Raw genomic sequence first — 21,049 nt, forward strand, 5'->3', positions numbered from 1 at the left:
TCCTACCCCGAGATCCGGATGCCGGGATTGACGCCCCAGATCGCCAATGTCATGAACAGGTCAGCGAATACCACGACAATGATGCACATTTTGATGGCCCGACCGGCCGCGACACCCACACCCTCCGGACCGCCCGAGGCGAAGAATCCGTAGTAGCACTGGATGAAGGTGGTGATCGCGACGAACACCATCGCCTTGAGCAGTGAGTAGAGGACGTCTCCTGGAATCAGGAACTGATAGAAGTAGTGCGCGTAGGTACCGCTGGAGGTGTTGCCGATGAGCTGCACCGTGAGCGAGCACGAGATGTAGGCCATGGCCAGGCCGAGGCAGTAGAGCGGGACGATGGCAATCATCGCCGCGAACATCCGGGTGCTGACCAGATAGGGCAGCGGCCGGATCGCGATCGACTCGAGCGCGTCGATCTCCTCGGAGATCCGCATGGCACCGAGCTGGGCGGTGAATCGACATCCGGCCTGTGCCGCGAAGGCCAGCGCCGCGAGCAGCGGCCCCAATTCCCTGGTGGTCGCGAATGCCGAGATGGCGCCGGTGATCGGGCTGAGGCCGAGCAGATTCAGTGAGGTATAGCCCTGGATGCCGACCGTCATCCCGCCGAACGCGCTGAGGATGAGAATGACGCCGATGGTGCCGCCACCGACGACCAGGCTGCCGTTGCCCCAGGTGACATCCGAAAGCAGCCGCCAGACTTCCTTCGGATAGTGCCGCAGCGCCAACGGGATCGAACCCACCGACCGCAGGAAGAAGAACACCTGGTGGCCCAGGCGCGCGACCATATCGACCGGGGCCTGCGCGGACTTCTTTATTTGCAGAAGTGGCCGCAGCAGCGGCGGTATATAGGTTGAAGACACCGGCTCAGACCACCTGTGGGGGGAGAAGAACGTTGTAGATCTGGGTGATGATCAAGTTCACGCCGAACAACATGATCGCGGAACTGACGACCGCCGAGTTCACCGAGTTGGCAACACCACCGGGACCGCCACGGGTATTCAGTCCGGTATCGCAGGCGATGATCGCGGCGAGCAACCCGAAGATCAACGATTTCACCAGTGCGACAAGAAGATCGATGGTGACGGCGAACGAGGAGAAGGTGCCGACATAGGAACCCGGGGTGCCGTTCTGCGCGAAAATATTGAAAATGTAACCGGTCAAGAATCCGACAAAAACGACAAAGCCGCAGAGCAGCACACTGACCAGCATGGCCGCGCCGAGCCGAGGCGCGACCAAGCGGCGCAGCGGATCCACACCCATCACCCGCATCGCGTCGATCTCCTCGCGGATGGTGCGGGAACCGAGATCGGCGGTGATCGCCGAACCGACCGCGCCCGCGATCATCAGCGAGGTGACCAGCGGAGCGCCCTGCTGGATGATGCCGAGGCCGTTCGCGGCACCGATGAACGAGGTAGCACCGACCTGGCTGGCGACCGCGCCGACCTGGATGGAGACGATTACGCCGATGGGAATCGCGACCAGTAGCGTCGGCGCCGCGGCGACACTCGACATGAAGGCGCACTGACGGATGAACTCACGATAAGGAAAGCGGCGGCGGAATATCGCGATGAACAACTCCGCGACTGCCGCGAACCCCATCGTGATCTGTCTACCGAAGGTCTCCAATGAGCGCTTCGGATGGTCTTCCCAGTAGGCCTTCGTCCAATCGACCGCATCACTCATCCGTGACCGTGCTGGTGGACTCGTGGTCGACTGCACTGGCTAACCCCTCTCGACGCCGGTAACCAAACCCCGACGACTTGTTTGCTTGACGCACCTTACTACGGAGTAGTGCAGAACACACCATCCTCGTGTGATTGCAGTCATAGATCGGAGTCAGTGTTGGAGAAAGGCTATGAGCAGCGGCTCGAAGCTTGGGACCGGTCCCAAAGTTAACCGTGATACTTCTGGAACAAGTTACAGTTCGACCAGGCCCTATTTGCCCCGCATATGACATGTTCGACTATTTGCGCGGATGATATTCATGTAAAATAAGTGCTGATTGGAATAGCTCGCGCAATCACCGTTCGAACGGAACTGAAACACTATTGCGCGCTTTCTGATGCACACTGTTATAGAGATTCGCTATTGCGCAGAATGAGACGCTGCATCCGAAATGTCGAAAAGTGAGGCCTCGCCGACGCGATCGACACCGAAGAGCAGATCCATTCGAGCGACCCGCGAGCGATCGCCACGGACCCTCTCGAGCGACTCGCGATCGGATCGCGACGGATACGACACGCGCCCGGAACCGAATACTGACACGATGGGTGCGACAGATTGATATCGTGCGGACTTCCGACGTCTGGAGGGACATGTTCAGCAAACTCGCCAAGGTGGCCAACGCCGCCTTCGCCGTAGCTCTCGGTGCGGCGCTGGTCGCAACGGGGTCAGGGGCCGCGGATGCCGCGCCGGGACCCACCGTTGTCGGCGGTGGGTCGGGAATCATCATCGATAATCAGTTCGAATGCACTGTCACGACGGTCGGTTACGACGGCGGGGGCCGGTTGGTCGGATTGACCGCCGGACACTGCGGCGACCCGGGCGCTCAAGTATGGGCCGAGGCCGACCGTGGCGCTGGCGTGATCGGCAAGTTCGTCTACTCGAACCACGATCTCGACTACGCCATCATCCAGTTCGATCCGGCCAAGATCGTCCCGGTCAACCGGATCGGCAACGTCACCATCACCGGGATCGGTGGTCCGGCCCAGTTCCCGATGATCGTCTGCAAGGAAGGCCGTACCACCGGCAACACCTGTGGCCTCGCCTATGGCGATCTCTTCGGCACGAATATGGAGACCTGGGCGCAGATGTGCGTGGTGGAGGGTGATTCCGGCGCGCCGGTCGTCGTCGGCACCACCCTGGTCGGCATGGTGAACGCCTACCTTGCCATCGCCTGCTTCGGCCCCGAGGTCGGCACCAATATGAGCTCGATCATGGGTGATATCAATGCCCGCGGCAGCATCGGGGCTGGCTTCAATCCGATCTAGCCGACTGCCGGATCAGTGAAACGCCGAGTGAGCGGGTCGTTCGACCCGCTCACTCTGTTTTGTGGAGTGGGGCCAGCGCCGGACCTGCCACCCCGCACTGCGGCATGCAGTCGACATTGTCCAGCGTCGGTGTGTGCCGCGGCGTCCGCAGCAATACGGCGGCGAGCAGTGACCCGGTCACCAGCAGGCCGACACAGATCCACATCGCGACACCGAAGCCCCGGTCGAATTCGACCGGATCGCTGAGAGATCCGGAGATTCCGGCGAGTCCGGGCAGTGCGGCGACGGCGAGCAGCTGGGCCGTCCTGGCGACAGCGTTGTTCACCCCGGACGCGATACCCGCCTCGCTCGACGGCACCGCGCCGAGTACGGCGCCGGTGAGCGGGGCGACCAGCACCGACAGACCGAGCCCGAAGACGAGCACACCGGGCAGGACATCGGTCAGATAGATGGTGTCGGGCCCGATGCGCAGCAGGAGCACCAGCCCGGCCGCGGCGAGCAGCGGACCGACCGTCATCGGAATGCGCGCACCGTGCACCTGCGCCCAGCGGCCCGCGGGCGCGGAGAGCACCAGCATGATCAGTGTCACCGGAACCGTCGCCATCCCCGACATCAGCGGCGAATACCCCGCCACCAGCTGCAATTGCAGGATGAGTAGGAAGAAGACCCCGCCGAGTGCGGCGTAGACCGCGAGGGTGACGAAGTTGGCCGCCGTGAAGATCCGGGAGACGAACAGTGACGGCGGTACCAGTGGGTGATCGCTGCGCATTTCGATCACCACGAAGACGGCGAGCAGCAGCAGACCGACGACCACCAGCAGCGGCATCTTGTCGATCAGACCGAAGGTCAACGCGCCCAAGGCCAGTGCCACCAGCACCGCACCCGGAATATCCAGTCGCACAGCGGCATTCGGGTCGTGACTCTCCGGCACGTGCTTCAGTGTGACGAGCACGACGACCAGCGCGAGCGGCACGTTGATGAAGAAGATGGACTGCCACCCCGCCAGTTCGATCAACCAGCCGCCGAGGAACGGCCCGAGCGCGCCGGCGACACCGCCGAAGCCGGACCACAGACCGATCGCCGCACCCTGATCGCGCTGATCGATGGACGAGGAGATCAGGGCCAGGCTGCCCGGTGTGAGCAGGGCACCCGCCACGCCCTGCAGAATTCGCGCGCCCACCAGCATCTCGATATTCACCGCGACACCGCAGAGCACCGAGGCAAGCGCGAAACCGATGACACCCCAGACGAAGACCTTGCGGCGACCGAGATGGTCGCCGAGCGAACCACCGAGCAGGATGAACGAGGCCAGGGTCAGCGTGTAGCCATTGAGGGTCCACTGCAATCCGGCGACGTCGGTATGCAGAGCTGCACCGATGCGGGGCAGTGCGATATTGACCACGGTGGCGTCCAGCGACGCCACCGAGGAACCGAGGATGGTGGCCAACAGAATCCAGCGGCCGGTGGCTGAACTCAGCCGGGGTAGTTCTTGCGTACTCACCGGCCCAACGTAACCTTCGCGGGCCGGTTTTCGGTCAGGTCAGAGATTCTGGACGCAGACCACGAAGTGCCGCGTCGGGTACTCGAACCCACTGCTGCTGCCGCAGACGCCCGCATCGTCTGCACCCTGCTGGATATTGGTGACCTTGACACCCTGGCTGGCGCGTTCGGTGCAGTCGATGCGCTTGGGGTCCTCACCGCTGATATCCATGCAGCCGCCGACAACCCAGTCGATATCCAGGCAGATCGCGCCCTGCTGCGTGCCGTTGAGGGTTTCGAAGTAGGCGGAGTCGCGGTCGGCCACGCACTGCGAACTGGTCGCCGCCTTGCCGATCACCTTGTAGTTCGACGCCCGGCTGCCACAGGACGCCTTGGCGATGGTGGCGTTATCGGTCGTACCGCCGAGAGTTACGCAATCACCGACATTGGCCTGGAAGTCGGTGCTACCGCCCTTGGTCGCCGAGGTGGTCGCGGTCGGCTTGCCCGAGGACGGGCGGGCGGTGGTCGTCGGCCGACCCGAAGTGGGCCTGGCGGGTGAGGTTTTCGGAGTATTGGTGGACGAGACCGCATCAATGGTCCCGTTCCCTATCGCTGGCTGGGCGGTGCCGCTGATTTTATTGCCGCAGCCCGCGAGCGAGAGCGCGGCGACCACCGCAACCGCGGCGACGGCCGCCATCGCGAGGCGACCCGAGATCAGTTGACGAGACACGTACAGTCCTCCCGGCTGTAACGCTCCGAACTCATACCCCCGTGGGAATCCGAAGTTGATCTAGCAATGCATGAGATATCACGCCATGCATACACCACCGACCGCGCGTGCGTCGAGTCGACAGCTTCGACACCGCAGCGACACAGTGCGCGCCGAAATACCTGCTCGATCGCCCCGGTGGGACGGCGTACCAGCGGAATCAGCGGTCCAGCAACCGATCTGAGTATGGTTGGGGTTCCGGTGTGAGAGGAGACCGTCCGTGAAGCTGATCAGCGCAATCGCCTACACCACTGCCGCGATCGGCACCTCGCTCGTACTGCCCGCGGTGGCATCAGCAACCGATGTGCATTGCGCGTCCGACACCGGCACGGATGTGACCGTAATCGACGGAAGCACCGCATGCCGGGCCGCGGCGGAAGCCTCCGGCCGGGCGCGGTCGGCCGGATATGACGGGGTCGGCTACGCGCACGCCGCCTCCGGCGCGGCGGCACTCGGTGTCGGCGCGGCGGGCGGGGTCGGCGCCAGCGACGGGGTCGGCGGTATCCCGATCGCCTTCGGCTACGGCCCGGACGCGGTCGCACTGACCACGATCACCGCTCCGGCAACCGATTCCGAGACCGGCAGAGCACAGGCGGCCATACCGCTGTTCGCGATATCGATCGCCTTCGAGGGCTCGCGCGCACAGGTCACAACCGCCGACAGTTCGGTGGTGTGCCTCGGCACGGCGGCCTTCGCCTGGAATTCGGCGACCGGTAGGACGTGCCTGACCACGCCTTTCGGGCGCTGGCAAACCCCGAGATCCGAGCTAGGCTGATATTCCGGTCCCGCTGACCAGCAGGAGGTGCGACCGTGGTTTCTGCCATCCCGGCACCTGATCGGCCGCCGGCCGTGCCACGGGAAATGCTCGTCGACCCGAGGTTCGTCCGGCTCGCCGACCATTTCTTCGGCATGTTCACCCAGCCGACGCGCGGCGGCGGCGCACTCGCCATCTATCTCGACGGTCGGCCCGTCGTCGACATCTGGGCGGGCTGGGCGGGCAAGGATCGCCGCTGGAACGGCGACAATGTGGCACTCACCTTCTCCACCGGCAAGGGCGTCGCGACAACCGTGGTGCACCGGCTGGCCGAGCGGGGGCTGATCGACTACGACACCCCGGTCGCGACGTATTGGCCGGAGTTCAGCGCGCACGGCAAGGAAGACATCACCGTGCGCGATGTGCTCTCGCACCGCGCCGGACTGCATCGGGTCCGCGGCCTGGTCCCCGGCCGCGAGGGCATCCTCGACTACGACGCCGTCGTCGCGGCACTGGCCGAGAGCCCGGCCGATCCGCGGCGGATCCGTACCTCCGGCTATCACGCCATCACCTTCGGCTGGCTGGTGGCCGAGATCGTGCAGCGCGCTACCGGCGATCGGTTCACCGATCTGGTGCGGCGCGAGATCGCAGAGCCACTCGGCTATGACGAATTCTGGTTCCAGGTACCGGCATCCGAGCGCTACCGGATCGCCAAGATCTTTCCGCATCTGAGCCCGCCCGGAATCCGTTGGAATACCGCGTCATCGGTGCTGTCCTGGGTGCGGCCGGTGCGCGGGCTCGCCGAGGCGGGTATGCCGGAGAATTTTGACGAATTGGTCCGCGATCCGCGCGTGCACGATGCAGTGATGCCGGGCTGGAACGGCGTCTTCTCGGCGCGCGCACTGGCCAGGATGTATGGGGCGCTTGCCAATGGTGGCCGGGTCGAGGCGCTTGCCCCGGGACGCGGCGGACCCGGCATCGGCGCGGTGCAATTTCTGAAACCGGAGACGATCGAGCTCGTCAACCAGACCCAGCGGGCCGACAGCCGCGACTATGTGCTGGGGCTGCCGCTGAAATTCACCCTCGGCTATCACCGACCGGTGGTGATGTCCAAGCAGCAGCCGCGAAATGCCTTCGGCCACTACGGTCTCGGCGGTTCGGGTGCCTATGCCGATCCGGATCTCGGCATGTCGATCGCCTTCGTCACCAATCGCCTCGGCAATGCGGTGACCGCGCTCGGGGATGCCCGCCTCGCGCGCCTGGCCGCCATTACCAGCAACATCGCGCGCAGAGCGAAATCGGAGCGGGCGGTCGAACCCGGCGAGCGGTGAATTCGTAGCTATAGATATGGAGCAGACGGGCGCACCACCCGAAACGGTGCTGGACGGTGCGTATTCGACGCCGCGCGCACCCCGGATGGTGCTCGCGCACGCGCTGGCCGCTGGCATCGACTTCGAGCGGTACTTCCGGTGGCGGCGGGGCCACGAGGGGGATCCGTTCTATGTCCGGTTTCCCGGATTCGGCGCGGTGCTGTTCACCGGCACCGCGATCGGCGCCCGGGAAATCTTTCGCGCGCCGATCGAACTGCTGGAACCGCCGCGGCCGAATCCGATCGAACCACTCGTCGGCGCCGCCTCGCTGATTCTGGCCGCCGGTGAACGGCACCGACGCGACCGGGCATTGCTCGTGCCCGCCTTCCACAGCGCGCGTATCCGCGCCTACGGTGAGCTCATCCGCGACTCTGTCATGGCCGAAATATCCGGCAGCACAGGCGAATCCCGCCCCGCCTGGCGCCCGGGCAGCCGCATCGACTCGCGCGCGGCGGCCAGGGCGATCACATTGCGGGTCATTCTGGAGGCGGTATTCGGAGTGAACAGCCACCAGCGGCGCGCCGAATACACCGCCGCGGTCGCGGAATTCCTCACCGCCTTCTCCGGACCGCTGATGCTGGTGCCCGCCCTGCGCCACGGGGTGTTCGGCCATGCGCCGTGGGACCGGTTCCGCGCGGCGCGCGAGCGACTCGACGAGCTGATCCTGACCGATATCGCATGCCGACGTGCGGTGGCCGACGGCCGCGCGGTGCGCACGGACCTTCTCGATATGTTGCTCACGACCAGCTATGACGACGGCACCGCGATCTCCGATGCCGAGCTGTGCGAACAATTGCGCACCCTGCTGGTCGCCGGGCACGAGACCACCGCGACGACCCTGGTGTGGGCGCTGTTCCATGTGCATCGCGAACCCGCGGCGCTGGATCGCCTGCGCGCCGAGCTGCGGGCGGCGGGTCCCGATGCCACCCCGCTCGAACTGGCCGGTCTGCCGTATCTGGACGCGGTCTGTCAGGAGACGCTGCGGCTGCATCCCGCGGTGCCGATCGTCCTGCGCAGGCTGACTGCGCCGTTCGCACTGCGTGGAGTCGCGCTCGCGGCGGGCGAGACGATGGGCGTGGCGGTACCGCTGCTGCACTCCGATCCCGCGGTGTGGTCGGATCCGGAGCAGTTCCGGCCGGAGCGATTCCTCGACCGCAAGTACCGGCCGTTCGAATTCGCGCCGTTCGGCGGCGGCCATCGACGGTGTGTCGGGGCGTCGCTGGCCGATTACGAACTGCGGATCGTGCTCGCCACCGTATTGGGCCGGGTGCGGCTGCGGCTCACGCCGCGGTATGCGCGGGGCCGCGCGCCGCTATCGGTGCCACACAACATCGCGACGGGTCCGCATCGGTCGATTCCGTTCGAAGTCGTGGCGTGAGCGACGGGCCGGGGAGGGGGCGGCGTGCGTAACCACGTAGGGCGCTGGGAACGCCATTATCGGATACCGCAGCGAGAAACTGCGTGATTTAGGTCACGAAGAGGTTTGGCAATTTCCGCGAGAATGGCAGCTGCCCCCCCTTCGAATGCATCGAGACTTACCGCCGTGACCGGCACTTATCGCGAAAGATGGTGACCCACAACGGCATATGTGTCGTACGCCACATTTGATGTGCATACCGTATTAATCCGAAACGCCACTGGCTTCGGACCGCCCCGGGACGGTAGGAAGGACGTCAGGGTCGGGTTGCGTCATAAATACCCGTGGGGTGCCCTATGTTCCCCGCGCCGTTTTTCCGTGGGCATATGCGAGGCGGATTCCACGTCGATCTTCGTGGAACCACCATGCGAGCGCCACACCTATGAGAGATCTCGCTGCGCCACCGGCGTCGACGAGAGATGGATTGGACGAGAAACCTATGCATGCCGCTTTGAACACCGGGACGTCGACTGCTCCTCGTCGCGGAGCGCTAGCCCGCCGACTCCGGCAGGGCGTCCTATTGTCGGCGGCAATCGCCACGATCGGTGTCACCGCCGTCGCGCCCGCACAGGCCGATCCGCTCGGCTTCGGCTCGGGCTCGACCGCGCCCGCCACCGATCCCGGCGTCCAGGCGAATTTCGCGCCGCCGAGCATCAGCCCCGGCGACGGTGAGACCGTCGGCGTCGCGCAGCCGGTCATCATCAACTTCAAGGATCCGGTGTCCGATCACGCCACCGCCGAGCAGGCCATCAAGATCACCTCCTCGAATCCGGCGCCCGGACACTTCTACTGGTTCAGCGACAAGCAGGTGCGCTGGCGGCCGTACGAGTTCTGGCCCGCCAATACCGATGTGACCGTCGAGGCGGGCGGCACCCGTACCGCCTACCGGATCGGCGACGCCTTCATCACCACCGCCGACGACACCACCCACACCATGACGATCACTCGCAATGGCGAGGAGATCATGACCATGCCGACCTCGATGGGCAAGACCAAGCACGAGACCCCGAACGGCACCTACTTCGTCGGCGAACAGCTGCGCAAGATGACCATGGATTCGTCCACCTACGGTGTGCCGACCACCGATCCCGAGGGCTACAAGGTCGAGGTCGAGTACGCCACCCGGATCTCCAATAGCGGCATCTTCGTACACGCGGCGCCGTGGTCGGTTGCGCAGCAAGGCGTTTCGAATGCCAGCCACGGCTGCCTGAACGTCAGCACCGAGAACGCCAAGTGGTTCTTCGAGAACGCGAAGAAGGGCGATCCGGTCATCGTCCAGAACACCAATGGCGGCACGCTGAATGCGCGTGACGGCTACGGCGACTGGAACGACTGAGCGCCGACCGGACAGCTTCCGAGCCCAACTCAGCCCAGGCACAAACGGCCTGGGCTGAGTTCTTTTTGTTCAGCAGATGGTGTTCCGGATTTTCCGGACGGCAGACCGGTTGCCGGATAACCTCCCGAGTGGCGCAACGCTACGACTGATTTCGGGAGAACATGGGTAACTCGCCGGGGACGCCCAGATTCCAGCCGCCGACGGCCCGCGACGAAACACTCACGCCACCGCACGACCGGCACCAGGTTCGGGGAACGCACGAGAAGTTCAGCGGGTCAGCACCCGGCATTAACCGACTGTTTGCTGCGCGACGTAGAGTCGCGGCGGTGCGAACCAGGCCGGAACGAGTGCTGCCACAACCGCGGGGGCGTGGACTGCGTAACCGGCCGTGGCAGGACTATGCGCTGTTCCTGGTGTTGCTCGGGCCGAATCTGGCGCTGCTGACGCTGTTCGTCTACCGCCCGCTGGCCGACAATATCCGGCTCTCGTTCACCGACTTCAATATCTCCGATACGTTCGTGAACTACATCGGGTTCGCGAACTACCAAGAGTGGTGGGGCAGGGACGATTCGTGGCAGATCGTCACCAACACCGTGGTGTTCACCCTGGCCGCGGTGCTGGGCAGCATGGTGCTCGGCCTGGCACTCGCCCTATTGCTCGACCGTAAGCTGTTCGGCCGCAATGTGGTTCGCTCGACCATCTTCGCGCCGTTCGTCATCTCCGGCGCGGCCATCGGTGTGGCGTTCCAGTTCATCTTCGATCCCAGCTTCGGACTGGTCCAGGATGTGCTGCACCGCATCGGCGTCGACAAGGTGCCCGACTTCTACCAGGATCCGCACTGGGCGCTGTTCATGGTGACGGTCACCTATATCTGGAAGAACCTCGGCTACACCTTCGTCATCTACCTGGCCGCACTGCAGGGCACCCGCGCCGACCTGATGGAAGCGGCCGAAATGGACGGCGCGAGCCGCTGGACCACCTTCACCAAAGTGCTGTTGCCGCAATTGCGCCCGACAACATTCTTCCTGTCCATCACGGTGCTGCTGAACTCGCTACAGGTCTTCGACATCATCAATGTGATGACGCGCGGCGGACCACTCGGCACCGGCACCACGACCATGGTCTACCAGGTCTACGAGGAGTCCTTCCGCAACTTCCGGGCCGGATACGGCGCGACGGTGGCCACCATCATGTTCCTCGTGCTGCTGGTCATCACGCTGGTGCAGGTGCGCATCATGGATCGGGGCGAGCAGTGAAACATGCTGGTATCGAGACACTTTCTTATCGGCGCAAGCAGCGGGCGGTCACCCTGCTCGGCTACGCCGCGATGGTGTGTGTGCTGATCATCGTCGGCGTTCCGCTGTTCTGGATCTTCATCACCTCGTTCAAGGCGCGTCCGGATATCTACACCCAGCCCGCGGTGTACTGGCCACACAGCTGGCATCCGGAAAACTACGAGGAGGCCACCACCGCGTTGCCGTTCTGGACATTCCTGCGCAATTCGCTGATCGTCACCGGGATCGTCGCGCTGGTGAAATTCGTGCTCGGGGTGTTCAGCGCGTACGGCCTGGTGTTCCTGCGCTTTCCGGGCAAGACCATGGTGTTCCTGGTGATCATCGCGGCGCTGATGGTGCCCAACCAGATCACGGTGATCTCCAATTACGCGCTGATCGCCCAGTTGGGCTGGCGAAATACCTTCCAGGGCATCATCGTTCCGCTCTGCGGAGTGGCCTTCGGCACCTTCCTGATGCGCAACCATTTCCTGTCGCTGCCCTCGGAGGTGATCGAAGCGGCGCGGATGGACGGTGCCAACTGGTGGCGGCTGCTCACCAGGGTGGTGCTGCCGATGTCCGGACCGACCATGGTGGCCTTCGCGGTGGTCACGCTGGTCAACGAGTGGAACGAATACCTCTGGCCGTTCCTGATGGCGGACGACACCAGGGTGGCCACCCTGCCGGTCGGCCTCACCCTGTTGCAGAACACCGAGAATCCGAGCGTCACCAACTGGGGACCGGTGATGGCGGGCACGCTGCTGACCATGCTGCCGATTCTCGTCGTATTCCTGCTGCTGCAGCGCCACATGATCAAGGGCCTCACCTCGGGTGCGGTCAAGGGGTAAGCCCACCCGCTGCCCGTCCACCACTTCTCGAGGAATCGCTACGCGATACTGAACCAACTAGGAGAAACAGTGTCCACTTCACAGTTCCCCGCACTGTCGCGGCGCGGATTCATCGGACTGGCCGGTGCGCTCGCCGCGGGTACCGCACTGACCGCGTGCGCGGGCAGCGGCGGTGGCGGCAAACAGTCCGGCGACGACAACACCATCACCTTCTGGTCGAATCACCCTGGCACCTCGAAGGACCTCGAGACCGAGCTGATCAACCGGTTCCAGGCGAAATATCCGGACCTGAAGGTCGATCTGGTCGACGCGGGCAAGAACTACGAGGAGGTGTCGCAGAAGTTCAATGCGGCGCTGTCCGGCGGTAAGCTGCCCGATGTCGTTGTGCTCTCGGATGTCTGGTGGTTCAACTACGCGCTCAACGGCACCATCGGGCCGCTGGACGGGCACTTCGCCGATGCCGGGGTGAAGTTGGACGACTATGTCGATTCGCTGGCCGCGGACTATGTGTTCAACGGTAAGCACTACGCGCTGCCGTATTCGCGCTCGACACCGCTGTTCTACTACAACAAGGATGTTTGGGCGAAGGCCGGTCTGCCCGACCGCGGCCCGCAGAGCTGGCAGGAATTCGACGAGTGGGGCCCGAAGATCCAATCGGTGGTCGGCGAGGGCAAGCTCGCGCACGGCTGGGGTGATGCCAAGAACTACCTGGCCTGGACCTTCCAGGGACCGAACTGGACCTTCGGCGGCGCCTACTCCGATCAGTGGTCGCTGAAGTTCACCGATCCCAAAACCATTGCGGCGGGTCAGTTCCTGCGCGATATGATCCACACCAAGAAATACGCGGGCATCAAACCGCAGATCGCCGTCGACTTCGGCACCGGTGTCATCGCCTCCACCATCGCCTCCACCGGCGATCTGAAGGGCATCCAGAAGAACGCCGAGGGCAAACTCACGTTCGGCACCGCATTCCTGCCGCACCCGAACGGGCCGGGCGTCACCACCGGCGGTGCCGGCCTGGCGATTCCATCGCGCATCTCCGATCAGCGGAAGGTGAATGCGCTGAAGTTCATCGAGTTCATCACCAATGCGGCCAATACCGCGTACTTCTCGCAGGGCACCGGATATATGCCGGTGCGCAAGTCGGCGGTGTCCGATCCGAGCGAGGTCGACTTCCTCACCAAGAACCCGAACTCGAAGGTGGCCATCGAGCAGCTCGCGGTGACCAAATCGCAGGATTACGCGCGGGTATTCGTGCCCGGCGGTGACCAGATCATCGGCACCGGACTGGAGCAGATCGGTCTGCAGAACGCCGATCCGGCAACGGCTTTCGCCAATGTGGCCAGCCAGCTGCAGGCCATTATCGATCGGCAGATCACGCCGAAGCTGCCCAAGTAAGCACCGACCAACCGCGGCGCGCATCCGGCCCGGGCGCGCCAGGAATCCGACACAGGGAGCGACAGCATGGCAACAGTGCACTTCGACGGGGTGACGCATCTGTATCCCGGTGCGCCGACGCCTGCTGTCGACAACCTGGAGCTCGATATCGCCGACGGGGAATTCATCGTCCTCGTCGGGCCATCGGGCTGCGGTAAGTCGACCAGCCTGCGGATGTTGGCAGGACTGGAATCGGTTGAGGCGGGCCGCATCCTGATCGGCGGCAAGGATGTCACCGGGCTGCCGCCGCGGGCCCGCGATGTGGCGATGGTGTTCCAGAGCTATGCGCTCTACCCGAATATGACCGTCGCGCAGAATATGGGCTTCGCGCTGCGCAATGCCGGAATGAACAAGGCGGACACCGCGGTTCGCGTCCAGGAGGCGGCGAAAATGCTCGAACTCGAGCATCTGCTCGACCGCAAACCGGCGAAACTCTCCGGCGGACAGCGCCAACGCGTCGCGATGGGGCGCGCCATCGTGCGCCGCCCCCAGGTCTTCTGCATGGACGAACCGCTGTCCAACCTGGACGCCAAACTGCGGGTGAGCACCCGCTCCCAGATCGCCGCACTGCAGAAGCGGCTCGGCACCACCACCGTCTACGTCACCCACGACCAGGTCGAGGCCATGACCATGGGTGATCGCGTCGCGGTGCTGCGTGACGGCAAACTCCAGCAGATCGCCAAACCCCGTGAGCTCTACGACAACCCGGTGAACACCTTCGTCGCCGGCTTCATCGGCTCACCCGGTATGAACCTGCTCGACGCCCCGGTCCGGGACGGTGCCGCCGTCCTCGGCGAGCTGCGAATTCCGCTGCCCCGCAGTGCAACCGGCGAACGGGTGATGGTCGGCATCCGTCCAGAATCCTGGGCAGCGACCACCGATGCGGACAACAGTCTCGCCGTGACCGCCGAACTCCTCGAAGAGCTCGGCGCGGAATCGTTCATCTACAGCCACGGCGTGACAGATGAATGGAACAGCCGCTCCGGCAAGGTGGTAGCCAGGGTGGACCGCCGCTTCCAAGTGGCCCTCGGTGATCGCCTGCGCCTGCGCCCCAAATTCGACGAGATCTTCTTCTTCGACGCCGAATCCGAGGAACGTCTGCGCTGAAACCCGGCCTACCGGGCCGCCGTTATCGGCGACCCGGCAGTCGGATGCTCACCAGATCTTGACGCGCTGCACGGGCTCCAGATACAGCTCGTCGCCCGGCTGCACATCGAAAGCCTCGTGGAAGCTGTCGATATTGCGAACCACCGCATTGCAGCGGAACTCCGGCGGGGAGTGGGGGTCGGTGGCCAGGCGGCGGATGGCCTCCTCATCGCGGGCCTTGGTGCGCCAGACCTGGGCCCAACCGTAGAAGACGCGCTGCATACCGGTGAGACCGTCGATCACCGGCGGCTCCGCGCCTTCGAGAGCGATCTGGTACGCGGCCAAGGCGATGGAGAGACCACCGAGGTCGCCGATATTCTCGCCGATGGTGAATTCACCGTTGACGGTGTGGTCTTCGGACAGCGTCTTGGGCGACAGCACACTGTACTGATCGATCAAAGCCTTTGTGCGCTTGCCGAATTCGGCGCGGTCGGCATCGGTCCACCAGTCGACCATATTGCCGTCGCCATCGTACTTGGCGCCCTGATCGTCGAACCCGTGCCCGATTTCGTGGCCGATCACCGCACCGATGCCGCCGTAGTTGGCGGCGGCGTCGGCGTGCATATCGAAGAACGGCGGCCGCAGAATGGCTGCGGGGAAGACGATTTCGTTCATGCCCGGGTTGTAGTAGGCGTTCACCGTCTGCGGGGTCATGAACCATTCGCCGCGGTCGACCGGTCCGCCGAGCTTGTTCAGATCGCGGTCGTGTTCGGCGGCGTATCCGCGACGATAGTTGCCGACCAGATCGGTCGGCACGATCACGATGGCGGAATAGTCGCGCCATTTATCCGGGTAGCCGATCTTGGGGGTGAACTTCTCCAGTTTGGCCAACGCCGCGGCCCTGGTCTCGGGGCCCATCCAGTCCAGATCGGCGATGTTGCGACGGTAGGCCTCCTGCAGATTCGCGACCAGCTCGACCATCCGCGCCTTGGCCTCCGGCGGGAAGTGTTCGGCCACATACAGCTTCCCGACCGCCTCGCCGAGCAGATCCTGCACCAGCGAAACACCGCGCTTCCAGCGTTCCCGGTTCTCCTGCGCCCCGGTGAGGGTGCGGCCGTAGAAGTCGAAGTTCTCCTCGACAATGGGATCGGTGAGATAGGCCGCGCGCGAACGCAACAGCCGCCACATTGCCCAGGCCTGCCAGTCGGCCAGCGATTCGGCGGCCCAGGTCTGTGCGAAGGTGCGCACGTAATCCGGCTGGCGCACAACCACTTCGGCGAACAGCCCGGGACCGGACTCGGATACCCCCTCGGCGAGCGCGGAAGTCCAGGCATGCCAATCGAATTCCGGATTCTCGGTGACCAGCGTGTCGTAGGTGGTTAGGTTGTAGCTCAGTTCGGCATCGCGACGGCGCACCACATCCCAGTGCCCGGCCGCGAGTTTGCGCTCCAGTTCGAACACCCGCTGCCCGACCGTCGCCAGATCGTCGGGCAGTAGCGCGGCGATCTGTGGTTCGGCGGCGGCCAGGGCGAACATCCGCCCGATATGCGCGATGTACTCGGCTCGGATCTCGGCGAATTCGTCCTGCCGGTAATAGGACTCGTCGGGCAGCCCGATCCCGGACTGGGTGGCGTGCGCGAGATACCGATTGGAGTTCTTATCGTCGGTATCGACATACACACCGAGCGCGCCGCCGACGCCGGTGCGCTGCAACCTGCCGAGCAGCGCGGCGAAGGCACCGCGGTCGGCGATCTCGCGGATCTCGGTGAGTTCACCCGCGATGGGCGCGAGTCCGAGCGAGGCCACCGTCTCGGTGTCCATGAAGCTCGAATACAGATCACCGATCTTGCGCGCATCACTGCCATGCTCGGCCGGTGAGCCAGCGGTGTTCTGGATGATCGCCTGGACATCCAGTTCCGCCTGGTCGTACAGCGCCCGGAACGCACCGTCGACCGCGCGGTCCGCGGGTATCTCATAGGTATCCAGCCAAGTGCCGTTGACATGCGCGAACAGGTCGTCTTGCACCCGAACGGCCTGGTCGAGGTAGGAAAGATCGATACCGGAGGGACTGCTCAGATCGGAAGTCACGATCTCCAGTATGCCGAGGTGACGAGAATGCCGTCGCCGTGGTTGCCCCGGCCGCGCGGACGGCCGGGGCGCAACGGTCAGGCGGGGAGAATGATGCGGTCGAATTCGCCGTCGCGCGCTCCGGCGAGGAAGGCATCCCACTCTTCGGAGGTATAGGTCAGAGTGGTATCGCCGTGGCGCACGGTGGCGCTGCCGTCGGCGTGAGTGTGCGCGATCAACTCGTTGTGCGATCGCCCGCTGTTGAGGAGGTTGATGAACGAGGTCCACAGGCTCGCGGTAACGGTGATGACGGGCTCTTCGGCGGGGCGGTTGGCCGGGTTGCGGCGGTATTTGCTGTCACGGATGAGCACCGCGTCACCATCGAACCGGACCTCGACGCATTGATTGCCGTTGTTCGATCGAGTCGACGTGAACCAGTCAGTAAAAACCGACCGGAGGGTAGCGGTGGTGGCCATGGGCAGGATTTTACACTCGTGCATAGCGGCTGATCAGCGCCAATGACTCGTCACGAGTCAACGACTGCTCCAGCGCGCGAACATAAGCGAAGCTCAAATCGCGTACCTGTTCCGGGTCGTCGACCGCCCCGCCGAAGACCGCGCTCTCGGCCCAGGCGAAGGTCGGCAACTGTTCGCCGGCGAAGTCGATCAGATGGAAGCTGGAACCGCCGAGCACCGCACCCGCCTTGGCAGCGAACGGGATGACCCGCACCTCGATATTGTCGAGTTGCTCGATCAACTTCGCCAGGTACTCCAACTGTCCGCGCAGTACTTCAGGACCGCCGGTCTGCTGCAGCAGGGTGCCCTCGCCGATTACCGCGGTCAGCTCGACCGCCCCCTTACCGCGCAGCCGATCCTGGCGCCGCATCCGGATGGCTACCAGTTGCTCGACCTGTACCGGACGGATCATCACGTCCGCACGGATGAGTGCGCGAGCGTAATCCTCGGTCTGCAGCAGTCCGGGAAACACCAAACTGTCATAGCTGCGAATGCTGTGCGCGCCGAGCTCCATGCCGTACAGCCGCTGCAGTTCCGGCCCGATCAGGGCCGACGATTTGGCCCACCAGCCGCGCTGTTTGCTCGCCTCGAGCAGGGCCAGCAACTCCTCGCGCTCCTCGGCGTCCACCTCTAGCAATTCGAGTACCGGGCCGATGGTGTTGGTGGTGAGAACTCGCCGCCCCTTCTCGACATGCGACCAATTGGCCGGAGTGAAGCCGACCCGCTTGGCGAAGGTCGCCGAATCGAAGCCGCGCTGTTCGCGCAACTCCCGCAGACGCAGCACCAGTTCCCAACGAGCAACTGTGGGGGAAACGGGTGCCATGGCTAACGATGTTACGCCGAAGAATTTTCCGGCGTGTGACTATTGTCATCCCAGTAGCACCGGTCTATGGTCGAGCTCAGCGGCAACTTTGCTTTTCACGTCGATCCACTCAGAGTCGAGGCGAGGTTCGTCATGAGTACGTCGCGCATGGAACCGGGTAGCTACCTTGCAGCCCAGGACTTCGCGGCGGCCCAGGAAGCCTTGGCCCGCTGTCGCCGCTACCGCAAGGACAACGGACTCTACGGGGTTGTCGATCCCGCACTCGGGCGAATTCTATTGGAGATCGGCGCGGTCGGCGCGGTCGTCATGCCCGCCGTACTCGGCAAACGCGTCCACGCCCACCTGCTGGCTGCCTGCGGGCGCACCGGACCGATCATCGCGCACCCGCGCTCCAGCCGCTGGTCCTTCCTCACCGGTCCGACCGACAACTCATATCTCGATATGACGCTGTTCCCGGAACTGTTCCGGGTGTGCGCCTCGGTGGCATTGCCCGGCAGCCGGATCGTGCTGCCCTCGCCGACCGACGAACACAGCGGCTACCGGGTCTGGATCGCGCCACCCGAGGACGACTACCGGCCCGAACTCTGCGATGTCATCGCTGCGACCAGGGCGTGTGCCAGCAAAGGCGGGCGCGAACTCGAACGGTCGGTGGTCACTCACCTCAAGGACTCGGGCGCGGAGTGAGCGTCACGCTGAAGCTCTGCTCGATGCTGTGCTGCCACTTGTCCCGGCATTCGTTGAGCTTGGTCTGATCGTTGCCCGCCTTCTGCACGCAGTCCAGGTAGTCCTTGCCGCCGGAGTCGACGAAGAAGCTCCAGCCGACAATGCTGAGCAGGATCGCCGCGACCAGGGCGAGCACACCGAGGATGAGGCCGGTGACGGCCATGCCGGTGCCACCCGCGCTGCCGGAACGGATCTTGAACAGCGCGATGATGCCGAAGATCAGCGCGAACAGGCCGAACAGGTAGCCGCCGATCAGCGTCCAGCAACTCAGGAAGCCCAGGATGCCGAGCACCAATGTGGTGATGGCCAGGCCCTTCCGCTTGGGCGATTCCTGCCAGTAGTTGGGCTGCCCCTGGTACGGCTCAGGGCGTGGATAGTCACCGGGCGGTGGATATTGGCCTGGCGGCGGATACTGCGACATGGGCTTCCTCTCAACCGGTGCGCTTGCGCGACAATCGGCTACTGATCGCAGTATCGGAGCTGGGATGTTAATGCCGAGCCCGGCTGATCCTTTCCAGCGACCTGCGAGCTATCGCTAGGGCTGCGAGCCGAGCCGCGCGTGCATCTCCCAGACCAGAATCTCCGCGGGTCCGCGGGCGATCACCCGCTGCCCACCCGACCTGGTCAGCCGCACCGCATCACCCGTGTACAGGGGGCCGACACCCTCCATCTCCACCTCGCCCCTGGCGACGAACAGATGTAGGTACGGTGCGTCAGGTAGGTCGACCGACTGCTCGGTGTCACCGGTACCCGCCATGTGCGCCACGTGCATCGCCGAATGACTGCTGCCGATGGCGATCGCGGTCCGGTCGCGGTAACGCGGCAGGCCGGAGGCCACGGTCACCAGCGAGCCACCCGCCAATTCGTCATCGATCTCGAGCTGCTGATAGCCCGGCTCCAGGCCCGGCTCGTCGGGGACCACCCACATCTGCACGAAATGCACCGGCTCGTTGTGTTCGGTGCCGCGGTCCAGCCGCCAGGAGTCGTTCTTCTCCGAATGCAGGATTCCGGTGCCCGCGCTCATCCGCTGCGCCAGGCCCGGATAGATGACGCCGCTGTGACCGAGCGAATCCTGGTGCACCAGGCTGCCGCCGAGCACCCAGGTCACGATCTCCATATCCCGGTGCGGATGGGTTTCAAAGCCCTGACCAGGGGAAACAATATCCTCGTTATTGACGAGCAGCAGTCCGTGATGGGTGTTGTCGGGATCGTAGTGCTCCCCGAAGGAGAACGAGTGCTTCGAATCCAGCCAGGACACGCGCGTTTTCATGCGATCGCCGCCGCGATGGACATCGATGTGTGGTGTCGTGAGTGTGGACATCATGGTCCTCCTCTCGGGACCGTGCACCGATCACCTTTCAGGGTAGGAGCACTTACGACGCGGTACTCCGAATTCCTAGTAAATTGTCCTGCACTCGGCATTTTACGCGAGCGACCGGCGGGTGAACGGCAGGCGAGCAGTACCAACCGGTTCGTCAAATCGTCACCCTGATCAATCCGCGACCGCACCGATGCGGCCGCCCACACCCAGGGCGGATTCGTAACACCATGCGCCACAACGCAACCGGAGGTGACGACCAGATGCGATCCGAGGCACTCGCCCGCATCGAGCGACAACTCCGCAATGCCGCACAGCGCGATGGGATCAGCGATTTCGTCGTCGGTGTCGCGGTTTTCCGAGACGGCAAACTCCTGGTAGTCCGCCGCGTACCGGACGATTACCACGGCGGAATGTACGAACTGCCTGGTGGCGGAGTCGAATCCGGGGAGACGCTGGCCGAATGCGTGGCACGTGAGCTGTTCGAGGAGACCGGTCTGCGTGTGCGCGATATCACCGACTTCCTTGGCGGCTTCGACTACGCCACCCGGACCAAGGCCAGGGTCCGCAAGTACAGCTTCGTGGTCGAGGTGGAGCCGGGTGAGGTGGCGCTGGAGCCCGGTGAACACGACGCCTTCGCCTGGATCGATGCCGCGGCCCTGGACGAGCTGCCGATGGCCCCTGATATGCGCGAAACGATCTCCGCCCTGGTCAAATGCGTTTGATCGGCGACACGCCCACATTCCCAGCCCATACGGAGCGAGTCTTACGAGCGACCGTTCGCGGCCCGTCTCGCGTCCGAGCCGTCGAAGCGCATGCGACGAAGTCGCGAGTCTCGAC

The 21,049-nt window shown here is 64.3% G+C and carries 20 protein-coding genes; 11 read left to right on the plus strand and 9 right to left on the minus strand.

Going from position 1 to position 21,049, the window contains the following annotated elements:
• Nucleotides 1-2: 2 nt before the first annotated feature.
• A complete protein-coding gene (locus ACWEO2_RS38385) occupies nt 3-866 on the minus strand; it encodes an ABC transporter permease (protein ID WP_452409851.1) in 864 nt (287 codons plus the stop codon).
• Between the two features lie 4 nt (nt 867-870).
• Nucleotides 871-1,689 carry an MlaE family ABC transporter permease gene (locus tag ACWEO2_RS38390; RefSeq protein WP_354954159.1) on the minus strand — a complete coding sequence of 273 codons (819 nt, stop codon included), beginning with the start codon at nt 1,687-1,689 and terminating at the stop codon, nt 871-873.
• Nucleotides 1,690-2,321: 632 nt separating this feature from the next.
• Between ACWEO2_RS38390 and ACWEO2_RS38395 the strand changes: the two genes are divergently transcribed.
• Nucleotides 2,322-2,996, plus strand: coding sequence for a S1 family peptidase (locus tag ACWEO2_RS38395; protein WP_355177274.1), 675 nt, complete (start codon nt 2,322-2,324; stop codon nt 2,994-2,996).
• A 49-nt stretch (nt 2,997-3,045) separates the two neighbouring features.
• Here ACWEO2_RS38395 and ACWEO2_RS38400 read toward each other — a convergent pair whose 3' ends face one another.
• Together ACWEO2_RS38400 and lppU are read right to left on the minus strand one after the other, a co-directional pair.
• Complete coding sequence (locus ACWEO2_RS38400; RefSeq protein WP_452409852.1) at nt 3,046-4,497, minus strand: MFS transporter; 1,452 nt, start codon at nt 4,495-4,497, stop codon at nt 3,046-3,048.
• A 39-nt stretch (nt 4,498-4,536) separates the two neighbouring features.
• The gene (gene lppU, locus ACWEO2_RS38405; RefSeq protein ID WP_452409853.1) at nt 4,537-5,205 is read right to left on the minus strand and encodes an LppU family putative lipoprotein; all 669 of its coding nucleotides are present in this window, start codon (nt 5,203-5,205) and stop codon (nt 4,537-4,539) included.
• Nucleotides 5,206-5,464: 259 nt separating this feature from the next.
• Here lppU and ACWEO2_RS38410 point away from each other — a divergent pair, with 259 nt between their 5' ends.
• The 8 genes from ACWEO2_RS38410 (at nt 5,465) to ACWEO2_RS38445 (ending at nt 14,784) form a co-directional block, all read left to right on the plus strand.
• Nucleotides 5,465-6,019: a DUF6764 family protein gene (locus tag ACWEO2_RS38410; RefSeq protein WP_452409854.1), complete on the plus strand. Its 555-nt coding sequence runs from the start codon at nt 5,465-5,467 to the stop codon at nt 6,017-6,019.
• 86 nt (nt 6,020-6,105) lie between these two features.
• Nucleotides 6,106-7,329 carry a serine hydrolase domain-containing protein gene (locus ACWEO2_RS38415; protein ID WP_452409868.1) on the plus strand — a complete coding sequence of 408 codons (1,224 nt, stop codon included), beginning with the start codon at nt 6,106-6,108 and terminating at the stop codon, nt 7,327-7,329.
• 16 nt (nt 7,330-7,345) lie between these two features.
• Nucleotides 7,346-8,746 carry a cytochrome P450 gene (locus ACWEO2_RS38420; RefSeq protein WP_452409855.1) on the plus strand — a complete coding sequence of 467 codons (1,401 nt, stop codon included), beginning with the start codon at nt 7,346-7,348 and terminating at the stop codon, nt 8,744-8,746.
• Nucleotides 8,747-9,224: 478 nt separating this feature from the next.
• Nucleotides 9,225-10,121, plus strand: a complete 897-nt coding sequence (locus ACWEO2_RS38425; protein ID WP_452409856.1) for a L,D-transpeptidase — start codon at nt 9,225-9,227, stop codon at nt 10,119-10,121.
• Between the two features lie 326 nt (nt 10,122-10,447).
• Nucleotides 10,448-11,377 (plus strand): carbohydrate ABC transporter permease, encoded by a 930-nt coding sequence (locus tag ACWEO2_RS38430; protein WP_452409857.1) that lies wholly within the window; start codon nt 10,448-10,450, stop codon nt 11,375-11,377.
• Nucleotides 11,378-11,448: 71 nt separating this feature from the next.
• Nucleotides 11,449-12,240, plus strand: a complete 792-nt coding sequence (locus ACWEO2_RS38435; RefSeq protein ID WP_452409869.1) for a carbohydrate ABC transporter permease — start codon at nt 11,449-11,451, stop codon at nt 12,238-12,240.
• 69 nt (nt 12,241-12,309) lie between these two features.
• Nucleotides 12,310-13,638 (plus strand): ABC transporter substrate-binding protein, encoded by a 1,329-nt coding sequence (locus ACWEO2_RS38440; protein WP_452409858.1) that lies wholly within the window; start codon nt 12,310-12,312, stop codon nt 13,636-13,638.
• A 66-nt stretch (nt 13,639-13,704) separates the two neighbouring features.
• Nucleotides 13,705-14,784, plus strand: a complete 1,080-nt coding sequence (locus ACWEO2_RS38445; protein ID WP_452409859.1) for an ABC transporter ATP-binding protein — start codon at nt 13,705-13,707, stop codon at nt 14,782-14,784.
• A 48-nt stretch (nt 14,785-14,832) separates the two neighbouring features.
• On the opposite strand, the gene ACWEO2_RS38450 is transcribed toward ACWEO2_RS38445, so the two are convergent.
• From ACWEO2_RS38450 to ACWEO2_RS38460, 3 genes are all read right to left on the minus strand, one after another.
• The gene (locus tag ACWEO2_RS38450; protein WP_452409870.1) at nt 14,833-16,860 is read right to left on the minus strand and encodes a M13 family metallopeptidase; all 2,028 of its coding nucleotides are present in this window, start codon (nt 16,858-16,860) and stop codon (nt 14,833-14,835) included.
• A gap of 68 nt (nt 16,861-16,928) precedes the next feature.
• Nucleotides 16,929-17,306, minus strand: a complete 378-nt coding sequence (locus ACWEO2_RS38455) for a DUF397 domain-containing protein (RefSeq protein WP_452409860.1) — start codon at nt 17,304-17,306, stop codon at nt 16,929-16,931.
• A gap of 10 nt (nt 17,307-17,316) precedes the next feature.
• Nucleotides 17,317-18,168 (minus strand): Scr1 family TA system antitoxin-like transcriptional regulator, encoded by an 852-nt coding sequence (locus ACWEO2_RS38460; protein ID WP_452409861.1) that lies wholly within the window; start codon nt 18,166-18,168, stop codon nt 17,317-17,319.
• A 132-nt stretch (nt 18,169-18,300) separates the two neighbouring features.
• Here ACWEO2_RS38460 and ACWEO2_RS38465 point away from each other — a divergent pair, with 132 nt between their 5' ends.
• Nucleotides 18,301-18,852 carry a hypothetical protein gene (locus ACWEO2_RS38465; protein ID WP_452409862.1) on the plus strand — a complete coding sequence of 184 codons (552 nt, stop codon included), beginning with the start codon at nt 18,301-18,303 and terminating at the stop codon, nt 18,850-18,852.
• On the opposite strand, the gene ACWEO2_RS38470 is transcribed toward ACWEO2_RS38465, so the two are convergent.
• Together ACWEO2_RS38470 and ACWEO2_RS38475 are read right to left on the minus strand one after the other, a co-directional pair.
• Nucleotides 18,830-19,312: a DUF4190 domain-containing protein gene (locus ACWEO2_RS38470; protein ID WP_452409863.1), complete on the minus strand. Its 483-nt coding sequence runs from the start codon at nt 19,310-19,312 to the stop codon at nt 18,830-18,832. The two genes, ACWEO2_RS38465 and ACWEO2_RS38470, sit on opposite strands and share 23 nt — an antisense overlap.
• A 114-nt stretch (nt 19,313-19,426) precedes the next feature.
• Nucleotides 19,427-20,212, minus strand: a complete 786-nt coding sequence (locus ACWEO2_RS38475) for a pirin family protein (protein ID WP_452409864.1) — start codon at nt 20,210-20,212, stop codon at nt 19,427-19,429.
• A gap of 260 nt (nt 20,213-20,472) precedes the next feature.
• On the opposite strand from ACWEO2_RS38475, the gene ACWEO2_RS38480 reads away from it, so the two are divergent.
• On the plus strand, nt 20,473-20,934 hold the full coding sequence (locus ACWEO2_RS38480; RefSeq protein ID WP_452409865.1) for an NUDIX hydrolase: 462 nt from the start codon (nt 20,473-20,475) through the stop codon (nt 20,932-20,934).
• Nucleotides 20,935-21,049: the final 115 nt, after the last annotated feature.

The organism is Nocardia sp. NPDC004278, from assembly GCF_053602975.1.